General features: G+C 54.0%; 11 protein-coding genes. 6 read left to right on the forward strand and 5 right to left on the reverse strand.

Annotated features, from left to right (window positions below; all coding sequences use genetic code 11):
- Positions 1-4: 4 nt before the first annotated feature.
- The 3 genes from O9K67_RS11320 to O9K67_RS11330 form a co-directional block, all read right to left on the reverse strand.
- Positions 5-250, reverse strand: coding sequence for a DUF1883 domain-containing protein (locus O9K67_RS11320; protein ID WP_061496309.1), 246 nt, complete (start codon positions 248-250; stop codon positions 5-7).
- Positions 251-464: 214 nt separating this feature from the next.
- On the reverse strand, positions 465-2,249 hold the full coding sequence (locus O9K67_RS11325) for a methyl-accepting chemotaxis protein (RefSeq protein WP_061496307.1): 1,785 nt from the start codon (positions 2,247-2,249) through the stop codon (positions 465-467).
- A gap of 107 nt (positions 2,250-2,356) precedes the next feature.
- Positions 2,357-2,710 carry a DsrE/DsrF/TusD sulfur relay family protein gene (locus tag O9K67_RS11330; protein ID WP_061496305.1) on the reverse strand — a complete coding sequence of 118 codons (354 nt, stop codon included), beginning with the start codon at positions 2,708-2,710 and terminating at the stop codon, positions 2,357-2,359.
- 248 nt (positions 2,711-2,958) lie between these two features.
- Here O9K67_RS11330 and O9K67_RS11335 point away from each other — a divergent pair, with 248 nt between their 5' ends.
- A complete protein-coding gene (locus tag O9K67_RS11335; RefSeq protein WP_061496303.1) occupies positions 2,959-4,371 on the forward strand; it encodes a YchO/YchP family invasin in 1,413 nt (470 codons plus the stop codon).
- Here O9K67_RS11335 and narL read toward each other — a convergent pair whose 3' ends face one another.
- Together narL and narX are read right to left on the reverse strand one after the other, a co-directional pair.
- Positions 4,372-5,022, reverse strand: a complete 651-nt coding sequence (narL, locus tag O9K67_RS11340; protein WP_061496301.1) for a two-component system response regulator NarL — start codon at positions 5,020-5,022, stop codon at positions 4,372-4,374.
- Positions 5,015-6,814: a nitrate/nitrite two-component system sensor histidine kinase NarX gene (gene narX / locus O9K67_RS11345; protein WP_061496299.1), complete on the reverse strand. Its 1,800-nt coding sequence runs from the start codon at positions 6,812-6,814 to the stop codon at positions 5,015-5,017. Before narX ends, narL begins: the two co-directional genes overlap by 8 nt.
- Positions 6,815-7,122: 308 nt before the next feature.
- Between narX and O9K67_RS11350 the strand changes: the two genes are divergently transcribed.
- From O9K67_RS11350 to narI, 5 genes are all read left to right on the forward strand, one after another.
- Positions 7,123-8,511 carry a NarK family nitrate/nitrite MFS transporter gene (locus O9K67_RS11350; protein WP_061496297.1) on the forward strand — a complete coding sequence of 463 codons (1,389 nt, stop codon included), beginning with the start codon at positions 7,123-7,125 and terminating at the stop codon, positions 8,509-8,511.
- Between the two features lie 399 nt (positions 8,512-8,910).
- Positions 8,911-12,654 (forward strand): nitrate reductase subunit alpha, encoded by a 3,744-nt coding sequence (locus O9K67_RS11355; RefSeq protein ID WP_061496295.1) that lies wholly within the window; start codon positions 8,911-8,913, stop codon positions 12,652-12,654.
- Positions 12,651-14,186 (forward strand): nitrate reductase subunit beta, encoded by a 1,536-nt coding sequence (gene narH, locus O9K67_RS11360; RefSeq protein WP_061496292.1) that lies wholly within the window; start codon positions 12,651-12,653, stop codon positions 14,184-14,186. The genes O9K67_RS11355 and narH overlap by 4 nt, the downstream gene beginning before the upstream one ends.
- Complete coding sequence (gene narJ, locus O9K67_RS11365; protein WP_061496290.1) at positions 14,183-14,893, forward strand: nitrate reductase molybdenum cofactor assembly chaperone; 711 nt, start codon at positions 14,183-14,185, stop codon at positions 14,891-14,893. The genes narH and narJ overlap by 4 nt, the downstream gene beginning before the upstream one ends.
- The gene (narI, locus tag O9K67_RS11370; RefSeq protein WP_061496288.1) at positions 14,893-15,570 is read left to right on the forward strand and encodes a respiratory nitrate reductase subunit gamma; all 678 of its coding nucleotides are present in this window, start codon (positions 14,893-14,895) and stop codon (positions 15,568-15,570) included. The genes narJ and narI overlap by 1 nt, the downstream gene beginning before the upstream one ends.
- Positions 15,571-15,586: the final 16 nt, after the last annotated feature.

Here is a 15,586-nt window from a genome sequence, read left to right on the forward strand (position 1 = left end):
GCGGTTACGCCGCAACGTAGCTGATTGAGTGCTCAAGCGACTGGCTGTGGCTATCGATCAACACATTCCAGATGCCGCTGTAAGGAACCGCCAGATAGGCGCTTGCACGGTTCTGTACGCTTAAGATATCCGTCTGTGCGTGAGAAGATTGTGTCTTCTCGCTCATCAGATGGATATGGCAACTCTCAGAACAACGAACAACGACCGTATCTCCACCAAATAACTTCAAACTTGCCTTTACCAACGCCATTTTCAACCCCGTAGTTGTTAAACAACGCACTCCTTGCTGGAAAAATCCCGTGCGTGATTTTGTTCACAATTCACTCATTGCATAACACCAAACGGGAGGGGGCAAAATGCTGATTTCGATCAACTAATGACGTAACGATTAAACAAAAATGACATTGTTCGGTGGGGAAAGATGTCGGCGCGAAAAATTGTGGTTAAAACGCGCCGACAAAAGATTAAATGCGGAAATGACCCGCTGTTTCAGCGAGCTCACCCGCTTGCGAGCGCAGTGCACCAGCAGCGGCCGCAGACTCGATCACCAGTTCGGCGTTTTGCTGCACCATGCGATCCAGATCGATAACAGCATGATTTATCTCCTGAATACCTTTCATTTGCTCGCTGGTCGCCACGGTGATCTCCCGCATGATAACCGACACGCTATCAATGCTGGCGACAATGTCGGTCATACTTTCACCCGCGAGCCGCACGAAGCGCGAACCGGTTGCCACGCTTTCAGTGGTGGAATCAATCAGCGTTTTGATCTCTTTCGCCGCCTGCGCGCTACGACTTGCCAGGTTGCGTACTTCACCTGCAACCACGGCGAACCCGCGTCCTTGCTCACCCGCACGCGCCGCTTCAACAGAGGCGTTCAGAGCCAGAATATTGGTCTGGAAGGCAATGCCGTCAATCACGCTGGTGATATCGCCAATTTTCGCGGAGGCCACTTCAATGGATTGCATTGTGTTGATGGCCTGGTTCACCACCTGTCCCCCGCGGGAGGCTGCTTCGGATGCGGCATGAGCCTGGTTATTCGCCTGAGACGCCGCATCGGTTGATTGCGCGACGGACGCGGTGATCTGCTCCACGGCGCTGGCGGTTTCACGCAGGCTGGAGGCTGCCTGTTCCGTACGACCGGAGAGATCCTCGTTACCGGCTGCAATCTCCTGCGCTGCCTGCTGCACGGAGTTGCTCGAGTCGCGCAGTTTACCCATCACCACCGAAAGCTTGTCGCTGAAAGCGTTAAATGCCTGAGCGATTTGCGATACTTCATCGTTGCCATCCGTCGGCAGTCGCTGGGAGAGATCGTTGGTTCCGCTGCTGATAGCATTCATGGCATCACGGACGGTCAGGAGGCGTTTAAGCAACGTCGAGACAATCCAGTGCATAATCGTGCCGGTGATCAACAGCAACACGATCAGCGTCATTGCAGAGGCTTTTAGCTGTGCGCGTAAACCGGCGGTGGAATCAGCGCTATCCAGTGCGACAGCCAGTACCCAGTCTGTCCCTTTGACCTTACTTGCCAGCAGTTCCTTCGACTCACCCGCATAGACCCCGGAAACGGGGTTACCACTGCGCAAATCGGCGAAGCTGACGCCGCTAATGGCATCGGTGAAGGGTTTCATCGTCAGCTTGTCGTTTCCGGCGGCGATGATGGTACCGTCGCTGGCAAGCAGCATACCGCTACTGTTCGGTGTCGGGCTGATACCTTTCACGTTGGCCACGACGCTGTCCATCGAGACGTCGCCTGCCACCACGCCTTTGAGTGTGCCGTTCTCTTTGACCGGGACGGCGAAAGTGACCACCAGTGCGCCGGTGCTGGCATCCACATAAGGAGCCGTGACAACAGGGGCATCTGCTTTGACGACCTGCTGATACCATGGACGAATTGTCGGATCGTAATCAGGGGGAACGCCGCCAGGATCGGAGAATTTCGCGGTTTTCGTGGCATAGCCAACGTAGACGTTAATGAACCCTCCCGCGCGTGCAATCTGTTTGAATACCGGCACGGGATCGTCGGACAGGGCGACACTTTGCAGCGAGGCGATCATATTCGTTTTGGTGGCAATCCAGTCGGCAATCGCAATGCTGTGACTGGCGCTGGTGCTGGAGAGGATATTTTGCTGCGTTTGCTGGTTGTGCTGGCTGGTTACCTGATAATTGATGATTGTGTTAAGAAGCAAAGCGATAACGAGGCAACCCGCTGTCGCCGCAATAATACGGGCTTTAATTGATCTAAACATTTTTATAGTACCTGCTGTGTTGTCTTTAGGGGCTATCGGCAATACAGCAGGTAAACTTGATGACGTAAGGTCATCCATAAGAAAAAAATATTAAACTCGCCGCAATATTAGAAAGTTAATACTTTATCCGCTGCCAGCGTCCATTGGGCCAGTTCGACCAGCGTGCCTATCTCCACACCGTCAACCAGCGGCAGCGTGGTGATACCACGCCCGTCGGTACAGGTTTTACACAATTTCACCGGCACCTGCTGCGCTGTTAAGATCTCCAGCATCTGCTGGATGTTATAGCCTTCGGCCGGTTTTTGTCCGCGCAGCCCGGCGGTGACCGCATCGGACATCAAGAACAATTTCAGGTCAAGTTCCGCGCTCTGTTCACGCAGGGCAATGGCCAGACGCAGACTGTTAAACAGTGATTCACTACCGTAGGCGGCGCCGTTAGCCACAATGACGATTTTTTGCATCTTCACTCCCTCGATAAAAGTGCGCAGCGTCGACGCTGCGCGGAAGACGTTTATGCTACTGCGACACCGTCACAGGGGGAAGGGCGTCGGGGAAAAGAGTGTGTATTCGCGAGCAGATGGCCGGTGTACCAGGACGGCAACGATAAGGATCTTCCTGGAATGCCCTCTATGGCTGCAAAGGTGGGCCAAAAACGTTAACCTTAAAAGGTGTTTAACCTGCAACGGGATGGATCATAATTAGTGTCGTGATGCGTAACGTCATACATTCCCAACTCTTTTTACTCCTCGCATTGTTGCTGGCAGGCGTTTCTGCCAGTGCCCAGCAAAATCGTTTTGTACAGCAGGCGGAAAATCCCTTTGATAATAATGGCGATGGCTTGCCGGACCTGGGGATGGCGCCCGAAAATAGCACGCAGGAAAAACATTTCGCTGAAATGGCAAAGGCCTTCGGCGAAGCCAGCATGACCGATAACGGCCTGACCACTGGCGAACAGGCGCGACAGTTTGCGTTTGGGCAGATACAGGATGTCGTCAACGATGAAGTGAGCCAGAAAGTGGAGTCCTGGTTATCACCGTGGGGGAGCACCTCGGTTGATCTGAGGGCGGATAAGGATGGCAATTTTACCGGTAGCCACGGGGACTGGTTCCTGCCAGTGCAGGATAATAACCGTTATCTCACCTGGAGCATGCTGGGGTTAACGCAACAGGATGCCGGACTGGTGGGCAATGCGGGGATCGGACAACGCTGGATAGCCGGAGACTGGTTGCTGGGCTACAACACATTTTACGATACCCTTCTTGATGATAACCAGGGCCGTGCCGGAGTGGGTGCTGAAGCCTGGGGCGAGTATCTGCGTTTTTCTGCTAATTACTATCAACCACTGAGTAACTGGAGTGACCAAACCGCTACGCTGCAACAGCGCATGGCGCGCGGCTATGACGTAACGGCGCAGGCGAGACTGCCGTTTTATCAGCAACTGAATACCAGCGTTAGTCTTGAGCAATATTTTGGCGACAGCGTCGATCTGTTCGATACCGGCACCGGTTATCACAATCCTGTGGCCGTAAAACTGGGTCTGAATTATACCCCGGTGCCGCTGGTGACGCTGACCGCTGAGCACAAGCAAGGGGAGAGTGGTGCAAGTCAGAATGACCTCGGATTGAAAGTCAATTATCGCTTTGGTGTCCCGCTCTGGAAGCAACTCTCTGCCAGTGAAGTGGCAGAAAGTCGCTCGTTACGCGGCAGCCGCTATGACAGTCCGACGCGCAATATGGCTCCGGTGTTTGAGTATCGCCAGCGGAAGACATTGTCGGTGTTTCTGGCCACGCCACCCTGGGACTTACAGCCTGGTGAGACCGTAGAACTGAAATTGCAGATTAACAGCGTGCACGGCATCCGTTCGATAACCTGGCAGGGCGATACGCAGGTTTTGAGCCTGACACCGCCTGCTAACGGTCACAGCGCAGAAGGCTGGACACTGATTATGCCGCGTTGGGACAGTGCGGAAGGGGCAACCAATCGCTGGACGCTTTCAGCGCTTGTTGAGGATGGTAAAGGGCAGCGCGTCATGTCCAATACCATCGAACTGAAACTGACTGAACCGATCATTGCACCCCAGACTGAGGAAAGTGCGGGCTGGGCGCTACCAGACCCGCAATGATCAGAAAATACGTTCCTGGTGAACCCACACAGCAGCTTCCACGCGGGACTTCAGTTTCATTTTCTTCAGCATATGTTTGACGTGGACTTTGACGGTACTTTCGGTGATATCCAGACGGCGGGCGATCATCTTATTCGGCAGCCCTTGCGCAATCAGTTTGAGGATATCGCGTTCACGCGGCGTCAGTTGGGTTATATCGCGATCAGTCGTCGCCCGGTTGGCGCGCAGGCTGGCGGCCAGTACAGGCGTGAGAGCTTCACTTAATACCATCTCTCCGGCGGCAGCTTGCTGCAGTGCTTTAAGCAGATCTTCCGGTTCCATGTCTTTCAGTAAATAACCATCAGCGCCGCGTTTCAGTGCGGTGACCACATCTTCTTCATGGTTGGAGACGCTGAACACCACGATGCGGCCGGAGAGTGTTTTTTCCCGTAGTTTATCCAGCGTTTCCAGCCCGTTCATGCCCGGCATATTGAGATCCAGTAAAATCAGGTCCGGATCCAGTGATTCCGCCAGCTCAATGCCTTGCTCCCCGTTGCTCGCCTCGCCAGCCACGGTGATATCCGGCGCCATGCTAATTAACTGTTTAACACCGGTTCGCAGCATTGGATGATCGTCGATCAGGAGGATGGTGGCCGGTTCCTGATTACTCATGGTTATCTCCTTGCATGGATGAGAGAAATTTCTCTGGAATAAAGGTTACGACCACCTCAGTGCCGCCGGATGCGACCGGACGTACCTGGCAGTCGCCGCGCAGACTTTGTGCGCGGTCACGCATAATGATCAATCCATAATGGTTGGTCCGTTCAGCATTAACCGGGATACCGCAACCGTTGTCGCTGATGCGTAATATTACCCGGTTTTCCTGCTGTTGCACTGCAACGCTGACCGACGTCGCGCCAGAGTGTTTTAGTGCGTTGCTGAGCGCCTCGCGGGCGATCTGCAACAGGTGAATCGCCTGATGCGACGGCACCAGTCTGGGCGGCAACTGATAATCAAGCCGCACCTGGAAACCGAGCCGCTCACTGTACTCCTGACAGCTTGACTCCAGCGCCGGGCGCAGCCCCGGCTCGGTTAATTGTAAACGGAAGGTGGTCAGCAGTTCACGTAGTTGCGCCCACGACGTATTGAGTTCATTACGGATTTGCCCTAACAGATGCCGGCTGTTCTCCGGCAAATCCTCTCCCTGCATTTGCAGGCAACTGACCTGCATCTTCATGCAGGAGAGCGACTGGGCGATCGAGTCATGCAGCTCGCGAGCAATAGTCGCGCGCTCTTCCATCACCATCAGTTGCTGCTGGCGGTCCTGGTGTCTGTCCAGCGCCAGCGTCGCAGTCAGTTGTTCAACCAGTGTATCCACCAGTTGCTGCTGATCGTGGCTTAAATGGCGGCCCGGCGGCAGGGTCGCCAACAGCAAGCCGTACTGCATATGCGCGTCCGCCAGCCGCCATTTCAGCGTTGTCCCGACACTGGACAGCGTCGGAAGCGTGCCGCGCGGACATAAATAGCAGCCTTTGTCATCACAACTGGCATTTGACTGGCAGGTAAACTCCTGGTGATTTTCCTCGTCTTCCATATCGTACACGCGCAATTCAAGGTCGTGCAGCAGTGTTAAATTCTGTAAGCCATTGAGGACGGGGGAGAGACGCTCACAGAGCGGAATGCGTGAATGCAGTCTGTGGTTGGCTTGCCATAAAAAAGAGAGGATCTGGTTTTTCTGCTCAAGACCGGCTGTTTTTTCCTGGACGCGCTGCTCCAGTACGGCATAGCTTTCTGCCAGCTCGGCGGACATGTTATTCAGCGCTTCGCCGAGCGTTGCCATCTCGTTGCGCCCGCTGATGCTTGCACGCTGTGTAAAGTCGCGGTGGCTCACGGCGCGTGCCATTTGCAAAAGTTGCTGCCACGGACGGAGTAGGCGAGCCCGCAACCACATCACCGCGAACAGCAGTAATAATCCCATCAGCAACGCCATCAGCCGGTGCATGATCACCACCCGTTCAATGCGCTGCTCGGTGCTGTGATCGAATGCGGTGACCAACTGATCAATGCGACCCACAAAAATGGCGATCGTACTGGCGACTTCACTGGGTTGTTGTGCGCCTTTAATCGCCGGGATCACGTCACTGTGCCAGTAATGTTGCAGTTCTGCGAGTTGCGGTTGTTGACCGTCACGTGCTGCAGCTTTAGCCAATTCCGGGCTAAATGCCGTTTGCTCCATCTCGTCAATCAGGTATTGCTCATCTTCATGCAGGGGAATGGCGGAAAGCAGGCGGTAGCTTTGCATACGCAGTGAGCCGGCTTTGTTAATCGCATGCGCACTTCCCTGAACGCCTTGCACTAACCAGCCAGATATAGCCATGCCTGCCACGCCGATGGCCGTGGACAACAGCATGATCAGCGCCAGTTGATTAACCAGCGTAAGCGGTGAGAAAAGGCGTTTTAGCATAAGCGATGAAGGCTCCTGTGCCGCGACCCGTGCGGATAACGCTATTGTCAGCTATCGTCTGGGGTATACCCATACCCCCAAGGTATTACCTCTTTATTGCCGGCTGGGTAGCATTGGATGGAACGAACAGAGTAGTGAAGGGCAGCACCGTGAAAAACCACATCTTTTTTATCTCTATCCGCTACTCATAAATGAGCATGCTGTTTTTTTGCCCGGAGAAAGGGCCGCTTTTCCTTTGATTTATATCAACTTAACCCACGCTATAAAAACTAATGTTGCAGGTATCAAACCGAACAATAGAGGTGTTTATGCAGCACTCATCCATCCCGGAAAAGAGTACGTCCACACGAGTCATTACTGAGTGGCGTCCTGAAGAACCGGCATTCTGGCAGCAACAAGGGCAGCGTATTGCTAGCCGCAACCTGTGGATTTCCGTTCCCTGTCTGCTTCTGGCATTTTGTGTCTGGATGCTTTTTAGCGCAGTGGCCGTTAATCTCCCCAAAGTAGGATTTCAGTTTACTACCGACCAGTTATTTTTATTGACTGCGTTGCCATCGGTATCCGGCGCGCTGTTACGTGTTCCTTACTCTTTTATGGTGCCTGTCTTCGGTGGTCGTCGCTGGACGGCGTTCAGCACCGGCATCATGATTATCCCGTGCGTGTGGCTTGGCATTGCGGTACAGGATCCCACCACACCGTACAGCACCTTCATCGTTATTTCTCTGCTCTGCGGTCTGGCTGGCGCGAACTTTGCCTCCAGTATGGCGAATATCAGCTTTTTCTTTCCGAAACAGAAACAGGGTGGCGCCCTGGGCATCAATGGCGGTTTGGGGAACCTCGGCGTCAGTGTGATGCAGTTAATTGCACCTCTGGCCGTTTCTTTCTCCATTTTCGCGGCGTTTGGTGCAACCGGTACACCCCAGCCAGATGGCTCGGTACTGTATCTGGAAAATGCGGCCTGGGTATGGGTTCCGCTGCTGGTGGTCTGTACGCTGGCAGCCTGGTTTGGGATGAACGAGCTGGCGACCTCTAAAGCCTCTTTACGTGCGCAATTGCCGGTGTTGAAGCGTTCACATTTGTGGATCATGAGCTTCTTGTATCTGGCAACGTTCGGCTCGTTTATCGGCTTTTCTGCCGGGTTTGCCATGTTATCGAAAACCCAGTTCCCGGAAGTGCAGGTCCTGCATTTCGCGTTCTTTGGGCCGTTAGTGGGTGCGCTGGCGCGTTCTGCTGGCGGGGCAATTTCCGATCGTCTGGGGGGGACTCGCGTCACGCTGGTGAACTTCATGGTGATGGCGATATTCAGTGCACTGCTGTTCCTGACATTACCTTCGGGTGGTACGGGAGGCAATTTCACAGCCTTCTTCTGCGTTTTCCTCGTGCTGTTCATGACGGCGGGGCTGGGGAGCGGTTCTACCTTCCAGATGATTTCGGTCACCTTCCGTAAAATGACCATGGAACGTGTACAAAATGCCGGCGGCACTGAGAGCGAAGCCATGCGCGAAGCCGCAACGGAAACCGCGGCAGCGCTGGGCTTTATCTCGGCAATTGGCGCGATTGGCGGGTTCTTTATTCCTAAAGCATTTGGCACTTCACTGGCGTTAACCGGTTCCCCGGCAGGCGCAATGAAAGTGTTCCTCGTGTTCTATGTGGCCTGCGTGGTGATCACCTGGGCGATATACGGACGTAAAAAATAATAAACGCAGTAACTGTTGATTATCCTTGCGCGGTGACGAGCCGCGCTTTTTTTGACCTCTTCATTAGTTACAACATACTTGTAGATTTTCAATGTCACCGGCTGCGGATGACCCCGTGGATTATTCGGTCAAGCAGTGTATCTACCCCTTAATACCTCGGGCATGACAAAGCAACGTATAATTTCGCTACGTAATCAATAAAACCTTTATTTTTCATAAAGATAAAAAATAGAAAAGGATAACTCTTTGGGAGTACTCCGCTATTTTGGCGCAGAAATGAAGATCTGACGGCTTGATCGCCATCAATTCTCTTTGTCTTTGTGGGGGTTACCTTCGCGACAAATCCAGCAATGTCGATTTAGCAAGAGAGCCGAACAGGCTCCAACAGGAGAACACCCGATGAGTAAATTCCTGGACCGGTTTCGCTACTTCAAACAGAAGGGCGAAACCTTTGCCGACGGGCACGGCCAGCTGTTAAACACCAACCGGGACTGGGAGGATGGATACCGAAGCCGCTGGCAGCATGATAAAGTCGTGCGCTCAACCCACGGTGTAAACTGCACCGGTTCATGCAGTTGGCAGATTTTCGTCAAAAACGGTCTGGTCACCTGGGAAACCCAGCAAACTGACTACCCTCGCACTCGCCCCGATATGCCAAACCATGAGCCTCGTGGCTGCCCTCGCGGCGCCAGCTACTCCTGGTACCTCTATAGCGCTAACCGCCTGAAATACCCTCTGATGCGTAAACGCCTGATCGCATTGTGGCGTGAAGCAAAAGCGAAGCACAGCGATCCGGTTAATGCCTGGGCCTCAATTATCGAAGATGCCGATAAAGCAAAAAGCTTTAAACAGGCGCGCGGCCGCGGCGGATTCGTTCGCTCTTCCTGGCAGGAAGTGAATGAACTTATTGCGGCATCCAACGTTTATACCGTGAAAACCTACGGTCCGGACCGCGTAGCGGGCTTCTCGCCAATCCCGGCGATGTCGATGGTTTCGTATGCTTCCGGCGCGCGTTACCTGTCGCTGCTCGGTGGTACCTGCCTCAGTTTTTATGACTGGTACTGTGACCTGCCACCTGCATCGCCGCAGACCTGGGGCGAGCAGACCGATGTGCCGGAATCGGCTGACTGGTACAACTCCAGTTATATTCTCGCATGGGGTTCCAACGTTCCGCAGACCCGTACACCGGATGCGCATTTCTTTACCGAAGTGCGTTACAAAGGTACCAAAACCGTTGCCATTACGCCGGATTACGCCGAAATCGCCAAACTGTGCGACTTATGGCTGGCACCGAAGCAGGGTACCGATGCCGCGATGGCACTGGCCATGGGCCACGTCATGCTGCGCGAATTCCACCTGGATAAACCGAGCCAGTACTTCACTGATTACGTCCGTCGCTACACCGATATGCCGATGCTGGTGATGCTTGAAGAGCGTGAAGGTTATTACGCTGCAGGTCGTATGCTGCGTGCTGCGGATCTGGTGGATGCGCTGGGTCAGGAAAATAACCCGGAATGGAAAACCGTGGCACTGGATAGCCAGGGCAATGTGGTGGCACCAAATGGTTCTATCGGTTTCCGCTGGGGCGAGAAGGGTAAATGGAACCTGGAACAGCGCGACGGCGGCAATGGTGCTGACGTTGAGCTGAGCCTGAGCCTGCTCGGCAAACACGATGAAGTGGCAGAGGTTGGCTTCCCATATTTTGGTGGAGACAGTACCGCACACTTTGCCAGCGTTAAGCTGGAAAATGTGCTGATGCACAAACTGCCGGTGAAACGTCTGCAACTGGCGGATGGTTCGACGACGCTGGTCACCAGCGTTTACGATCTGACCATGGCCAACTACGGTCTGGATCGTGGACTGGGTGACGACAACTGCGCGACCCGCTACGACGAAATCAAGGCGTATACGCCTGCCTGGGCAGAAAAAATTACCGGTGTTCCGCAGTCGCAGATTATTCGTATTGCGCGCGAGTTTGCCGATAACGCGGACAAAACGCACGGTCGCTCGATGATCATCGTCGGTGCCGGGATGAACCACTGGTATCACCTCGATATGAACTATCGTGGTCTGATCAATATGCTGATCTTCTGTGGCTGCGTGGGTCAAAGCGGCGGCGGCTGGGCGCACTACGTCGGTCAGGAAAAACTGCGTCCGCAGACCGGCTGGCAGCCGTTGGCGTTTGCCCTCGACTGGCAACGTCCGGCACGCCACATGAACAGTACGTCTTATTTCTACAACCACTCCAGCCAGTGGCGTTACGAGACGGTTACGGCACAGGAGTTCCTGTCGCCAATGGCGGATAAATCCCGCTATACCGGTCATCTGATCGACTTTAACGTTCGCGCTGAACGTATGGGCTGGTTGCCGTCTGCGCCGCAGTTAGGCACTAACCCGCTGCGTATTGCTGCCGAAGCAGAAAAAGCCGGGATGAGCGCGGTGGATTACACCGTCAAATCGCTGAAAGAAGGCTCTTTGCGTTTTGCAGCAGAACAGCCGGAAAATGGCAAAAACCATCCGCGCAATCTGTTTATCTGGCGTTCAAACCTGCTGGGATCCTCCGGTAAAGGCCATGAGTACATGCTCAAGTACCTGTTGGGGACGGAGCACGGTATTCAGGGCAAAGACCTGGGTAAACAGGGGGGTGTGAAACCGGAAGAAGTGGAGTGGCATGACAACGGTCTCGATGGCAAGCTGGATCTGGTGGTGACACTGGACTTCCGTCTCTCGAGTACCTGTCTCTACTCAGATATCGTGCTGCCGACAGCAACGTGGTATGAAAAAGACGACATGAATACGTCGGATATGCATCCGTTTATTCATCCGCTCTCTGCTGCGGTTGACCCGGCATGGGAATCCAAAAGCGACTGGGAAATTTACAAAGGGATCGCAAAATCCTTCTCTGAACTCTGTGTCGGTCACCTTGGTAAAGAAACCGATGTGGTCACGTTACCTATTCAGCACGACTCGGCTGCCGAACTGGCACAACCGCTGGGCGTAAAAGACTGGAAAAAAGGCGAATGTGACCTGATACCCGGTAAAACGGCACCGCACATTATCCCGGTGGAACGTGACTACCCGGCAACCTACGAACGTTTTACCTCTATCGGCCCATTGATGGAGAAAATCGGCAACGGCGGTAAAGGTATTGCCTGGAATACCCAGAGTGAAATGGATCTGCTGCGCAAGCTGAACTACACCAAAGCAGAAGGCCCGGCGAAAGGCCAGCCGATGCTGAATAGCGCAATTGATGCGGCGGAAATGATCCTGACGCTGGCACCGGAAACCAACGGTAATGTAGCGGTAAAAGCCTGGGCAGCCCTCAGTGAATTTACCGGTCGCGACCACACCCATCTGGCAACGAATAAACAGGAAGAGAAAATTCGCTTCCGCGATATTCAGGCGCAGCCGCGTAAAATTATCTCCAGCCCGACCTGGTCAGGTCTGGAAGATGAACACGTCTCCTATAACGCCGGGTATACCAACGTCCATGAACTGATCCCATGGCGTACGCTCTCCGGTCGTCAGCAGTTGTATCAGGACCACCAGTGGATGCGCGACTTTGGTGAGAGCCTGCTGGTCTATCGCCCGCCCATTGATACCCGTTCCGTGAAAGAGGTGCTGGGTGTGAAAGCGAACGGTAACCCGGAAAAAGCCCTTAACTTCCTGACACCGCACCAGAAATGGGGCATCCACTCTACGTACAGCGATAACTTGCTGATGCTGACGCTGGGCCGCGGTGGGCCGGTAGTCTGGTTAAGCGAAACCGATGCCAAAGAGATGGGTGTTGCGGATAACGACTGGATCGAAGTCTTCAACAGTAACGGTGCGCTAACTGCACGTGCAGTGGTGAGCCAGCGTGTGCCTTCCGGTATGACGATGATGTACCACGCGCAGGAACGCATTGTGAACCTGCCGGGATCTGAAATTACCGGGCAGCGCGGCGGTATTCATAACTCCGTCACCCGTATTACCCCGAAACCGACACATATGATTGGCGGCTATGCCCAACTGGCTTATGGCTTTAACTATTACGGTACCGTCGGTTCCAACCGCGATGAGTTCGTGGTGGTGCGTAAGATGAAGAACATTAACTGGTTGGATGGCGAAGGCAATGACCAGGTACAGGAGAGCGCAAAATGAAAATTCGTTCACAAGTCGGCATGGTGCTGAATCTTGATAAATGCATCGGCTGTCATACCTGTTCTGTAACCTGTAAAAACGTCTGGACCAGCCGTGAAGGGATGGAATACACATGGTTTAACAACGTAGAAACCAAACCGGGCACCGGCTTTCCAGCCAACTGGGAAGACCAGGAAAAATGGAAAGGCGGCTGGATCCGTAAAATCAACGGTAAACTGCAACCGCGCATGGGCAACCGTGCGCTGCTGCTCGGTAAAATCTTCTCTAACCCGCATATGCCGGAAATAGATGATTATTACGAGCCGTTCGACTTTGATTACCAGAACCTGCATAACGCACCAGAAAGCAAACATCAGCCGATCGCGCGGCCGCGTTCACTGATTACCGGTCAGCGGATGAACAAAATCACCGCAGGTCCGAACTGGGAAGATGACTTAGGCGGTGAATTCGACAAACTGAGCAAAGATCAGAACTTCGAAAACATGCAGAAGGCGATGTACGGCCAGTTTGAAAACACCTTCATGATGTATTTGCCGCGTTTGTGCGAGCACTGCCTGAATCCGGCGTGTGTGGCGACCTGCCCAAGTGGTGCTATCTACAAGCGTGAAGAAGATGGCATTGTGCTGATCGATCAGGATAAATGCCGTGGCTGGCGTATGTGTGTTACCGGCTGCCCGTACAAAAAAATCTACTTCAACTGGAAAAGCGGCAAATCCGAGAAGTGCATTTTCTGTTACCCGCGTATTGAATCCGGGATGCCAACCGTCTGTTCAGAAACCTGCGTAGGGCGTATTCGCTACCTCGGCGTACTGCTGTATGACGCGGATGCGATTGAAAACGCTGCCAGCACGGAAAACGAGAAAGACCTGTATCAGCGTCAGCTTGACGTGTTCCTCGATCCTAACGACCCGAACGTGATCGCGCAGGCGCTGAAGGATGGCGTACCGCAAAGTGTGATCGATGCGGCGCAGAAATCGCCGGTCTACAAAATGGCGATGGACTGGAAGCTGGCGCTGCCGCTGCATCCGGAATACCGCACATTGCCGATGGTCTGGTATGTGCCACCTCTGTCACCGATCCAGTCTGCTGCGGATGCCGGTGAACTGGGCAGCAACGGTATTCTGCCGGATGTAGAAAGTCTGCGCATTCCGGTGCAGTACCTTGCCAACTTGTTGACGGCGGGTGATACCGAACCGGTGTTGCTGGCACTGAAACGGATGCTGGCGATGCGTCACTTCAAACGCGCCGAAACGGTAGACGGCGTGGAAGATACCCGTGCTCTGGAAGAGGTCGGGCTGACGAAGGCGCAGGCGCAGGAGATGTACCGCTATCTCGCCATTGCCAACTACGAAGATCGCTTTGTGGTGCCATCCAGTCATCGCGAACTGGCGCGTGAGGCTTTCCCGGAGAAAAACGGTTGTGGCTTTAGCTTCGGTGACGGTTGCCACGGTTCAGACAGCAAAGCAAACCTGTTCAACAGCCGTCGTATCGACGCCGTGGATGTCACGATTAAAACGGAGCCGCACCCATGATTGAACTGGTGGTCATTTCCCGTTTGCTGGAATACCCGGATGCTGCCCTGTGGCAGCATCAACAGGAGGTATTAGAGGCTCTGGCGTCGGGTGAAAATCTGGCGTCAGACGACGCGCAGCAGGTGGCGAGTTTCTTTCGCGAGTTAACGTCACAAACCTTACTGGATGCGCAAGCCAGCTATAGCGAGCTATTTGATCGTGGGCGCGCCACATCGCTGCTGCTCTTTGAGCATGTGCATGGCGAGTCCCGCGATCGTGGCCAGGCGATGGTGGATCTGCTGGCGCAATATGAGCGCCATGGTTTGCAACTTGACAGCCGTGAATTGCCGGATCATCTACCGCTCTATCTGGAGTACCTGGCGCAACTGCCGTTTACCGAAGCGATTGGCGGTTTGCAGGATATTGCCCCCATCCTTGCGCTGCTGCAGGCACGTTTGCAGCAGCGGGAAAGCGCTTATGCCACGCTGTTCACCGCCTTGCTGACGTTGAGCAAAACCGCAGTGGATAACGGGCAGGTCGCTGAAAAAATTGCCGGTGAAGCGCGGGATGATACGCCGCAGGCGCTGGATGCCGTATGGGAAGAAGAGCAGGTGAAATTCTTCGCGGAGCAGGGCTGTGGCGATGCCGACATTACTGCACATCAGCGCCGTTTTGCGGGGGCTGTCGCACCGCAATATCTGAATATCACAACAGGAGGAGAGCGCTAATGCACTTCCTAAATATGTTCTTCTTTGACATTTATCCCTACATAGCCGGTGCGGTATTTCTGGTGGGGAGCTGGCTGCGTTATGACTACGGTCAGTACACATGGCGTGCGGGCTCCAGTCAGATGCTGGATCGCAAAGGGATGAACCTGGCCTCGAACCTGTTCCATATCGGCATTTTGGGGATTTTTGCCGGGCATTTCCTTGGCATGTTGACGCCGCACTGGATGTACGAGTCGTTTCTGCCAATTGAAGTGAAACAGAAAATGGCCATGCTCGGCGGTGGCGCAAGTGGCGTGCTCTGTCTGGTTGGGGGGCTACTGTTGCTGAAACGCCGTCTGTTTAATCCGCGTATTCGTGCGACCTCAACGGCGGCAGATATCCTGATCATGACGCTGCTGATGGTGCAGTGCGCATTGGGCCTGTTGACCATTCCATTCTCTGCCCAACATATGGATGGTAGCGAGATGATGAAACTGGTGGGCTGGGCGCAATCGGTGGTGACATTCCACGGTGGCGCGTCTGCGCATCTTGATGGTGTGGCATTTATTTATCGTGTGCATCTGGTGTTGGGGATGACGCTGTTTGTGTTGTTCCCGTTCTCGCGCCTGGTGCATATCTGGAGCGCGCCGGTCGAGTACTTAACGCGTAAGTACCAGATAGTTCGCGCCCGTCGCTAAGCGTGTCGTGAATAAA

The organism is Kosakonia oryzendophytica, assembly GCF_027886705.1.
In the GTDB taxonomy this organism is placed as follows: domain Bacteria; phylum Pseudomonadota; class Gammaproteobacteria; order Enterobacterales; family Enterobacteriaceae; genus Kosakonia; species Kosakonia oryzendophytica.

Coding starts and splice junctions, on each gene's coding strand:
- O9K67_RS11320 (WP_061496309.1), bottom strand. CDS start 250: ATGGCGTTGGTAAAGGCAAGTTTGAAGTTATTTGGTGGAGATACGGTC.
- O9K67_RS11325 (WP_061496307.1), bottom strand. CDS start 2,249: ATGTTTAGATCAATTAAAGCCCGTATTATTGCGGCGACAGCGGGTTGC.
- O9K67_RS11330 (WP_061496305.1), bottom strand. CDS start 2,710: ATGCAAAAAATCGTCATTGTGGCTAACGGCGCCGCCTACGGTAGTGAA.
- O9K67_RS11335 (WP_061496303.1), top strand. CDS start 2,959: ATGCGTAACGTCATACATTCCCAACTCTTTTTACTCCTCGCATTGTTG.
- narL (WP_061496301.1), bottom strand. CDS start 5,022: ATGAGTAATCAGGAACCGGCCACCATCCTCCTGATCGACGATCATCCA.
- narX (WP_061496299.1), bottom strand. CDS start 6,814: ATGCTAAAACGCCTTTTCTCACCGCTTACGCTGGTTAATCAACTGGCG.
- O9K67_RS11350 (WP_061496297.1), top strand. CDS start 7,123: ATGCAGCACTCATCCATCCCGGAAAAGAGTACGTCCACACGAGTCATT.
- O9K67_RS11355 (WP_061496295.1), top strand. CDS start 8,911: ATGAGTAAATTCCTGGACCGGTTTCGCTACTTCAAACAGAAGGGCGAA.
- narH (WP_061496292.1), top strand. CDS start 12,651: ATGAAAATTCGTTCACAAGTCGGCATGGTGCTGAATCTTGATAAATGC.
- narJ (WP_061496290.1), top strand. CDS start 14,183: ATGATTGAACTGGTGGTCATTTCCCGTTTGCTGGAATACCCGGATGCT.
- narI (WP_061496288.1), top strand. CDS start 14,893: ATGCACTTCCTAAATATGTTCTTCTTTGACATTTATCCCTACATAGCC.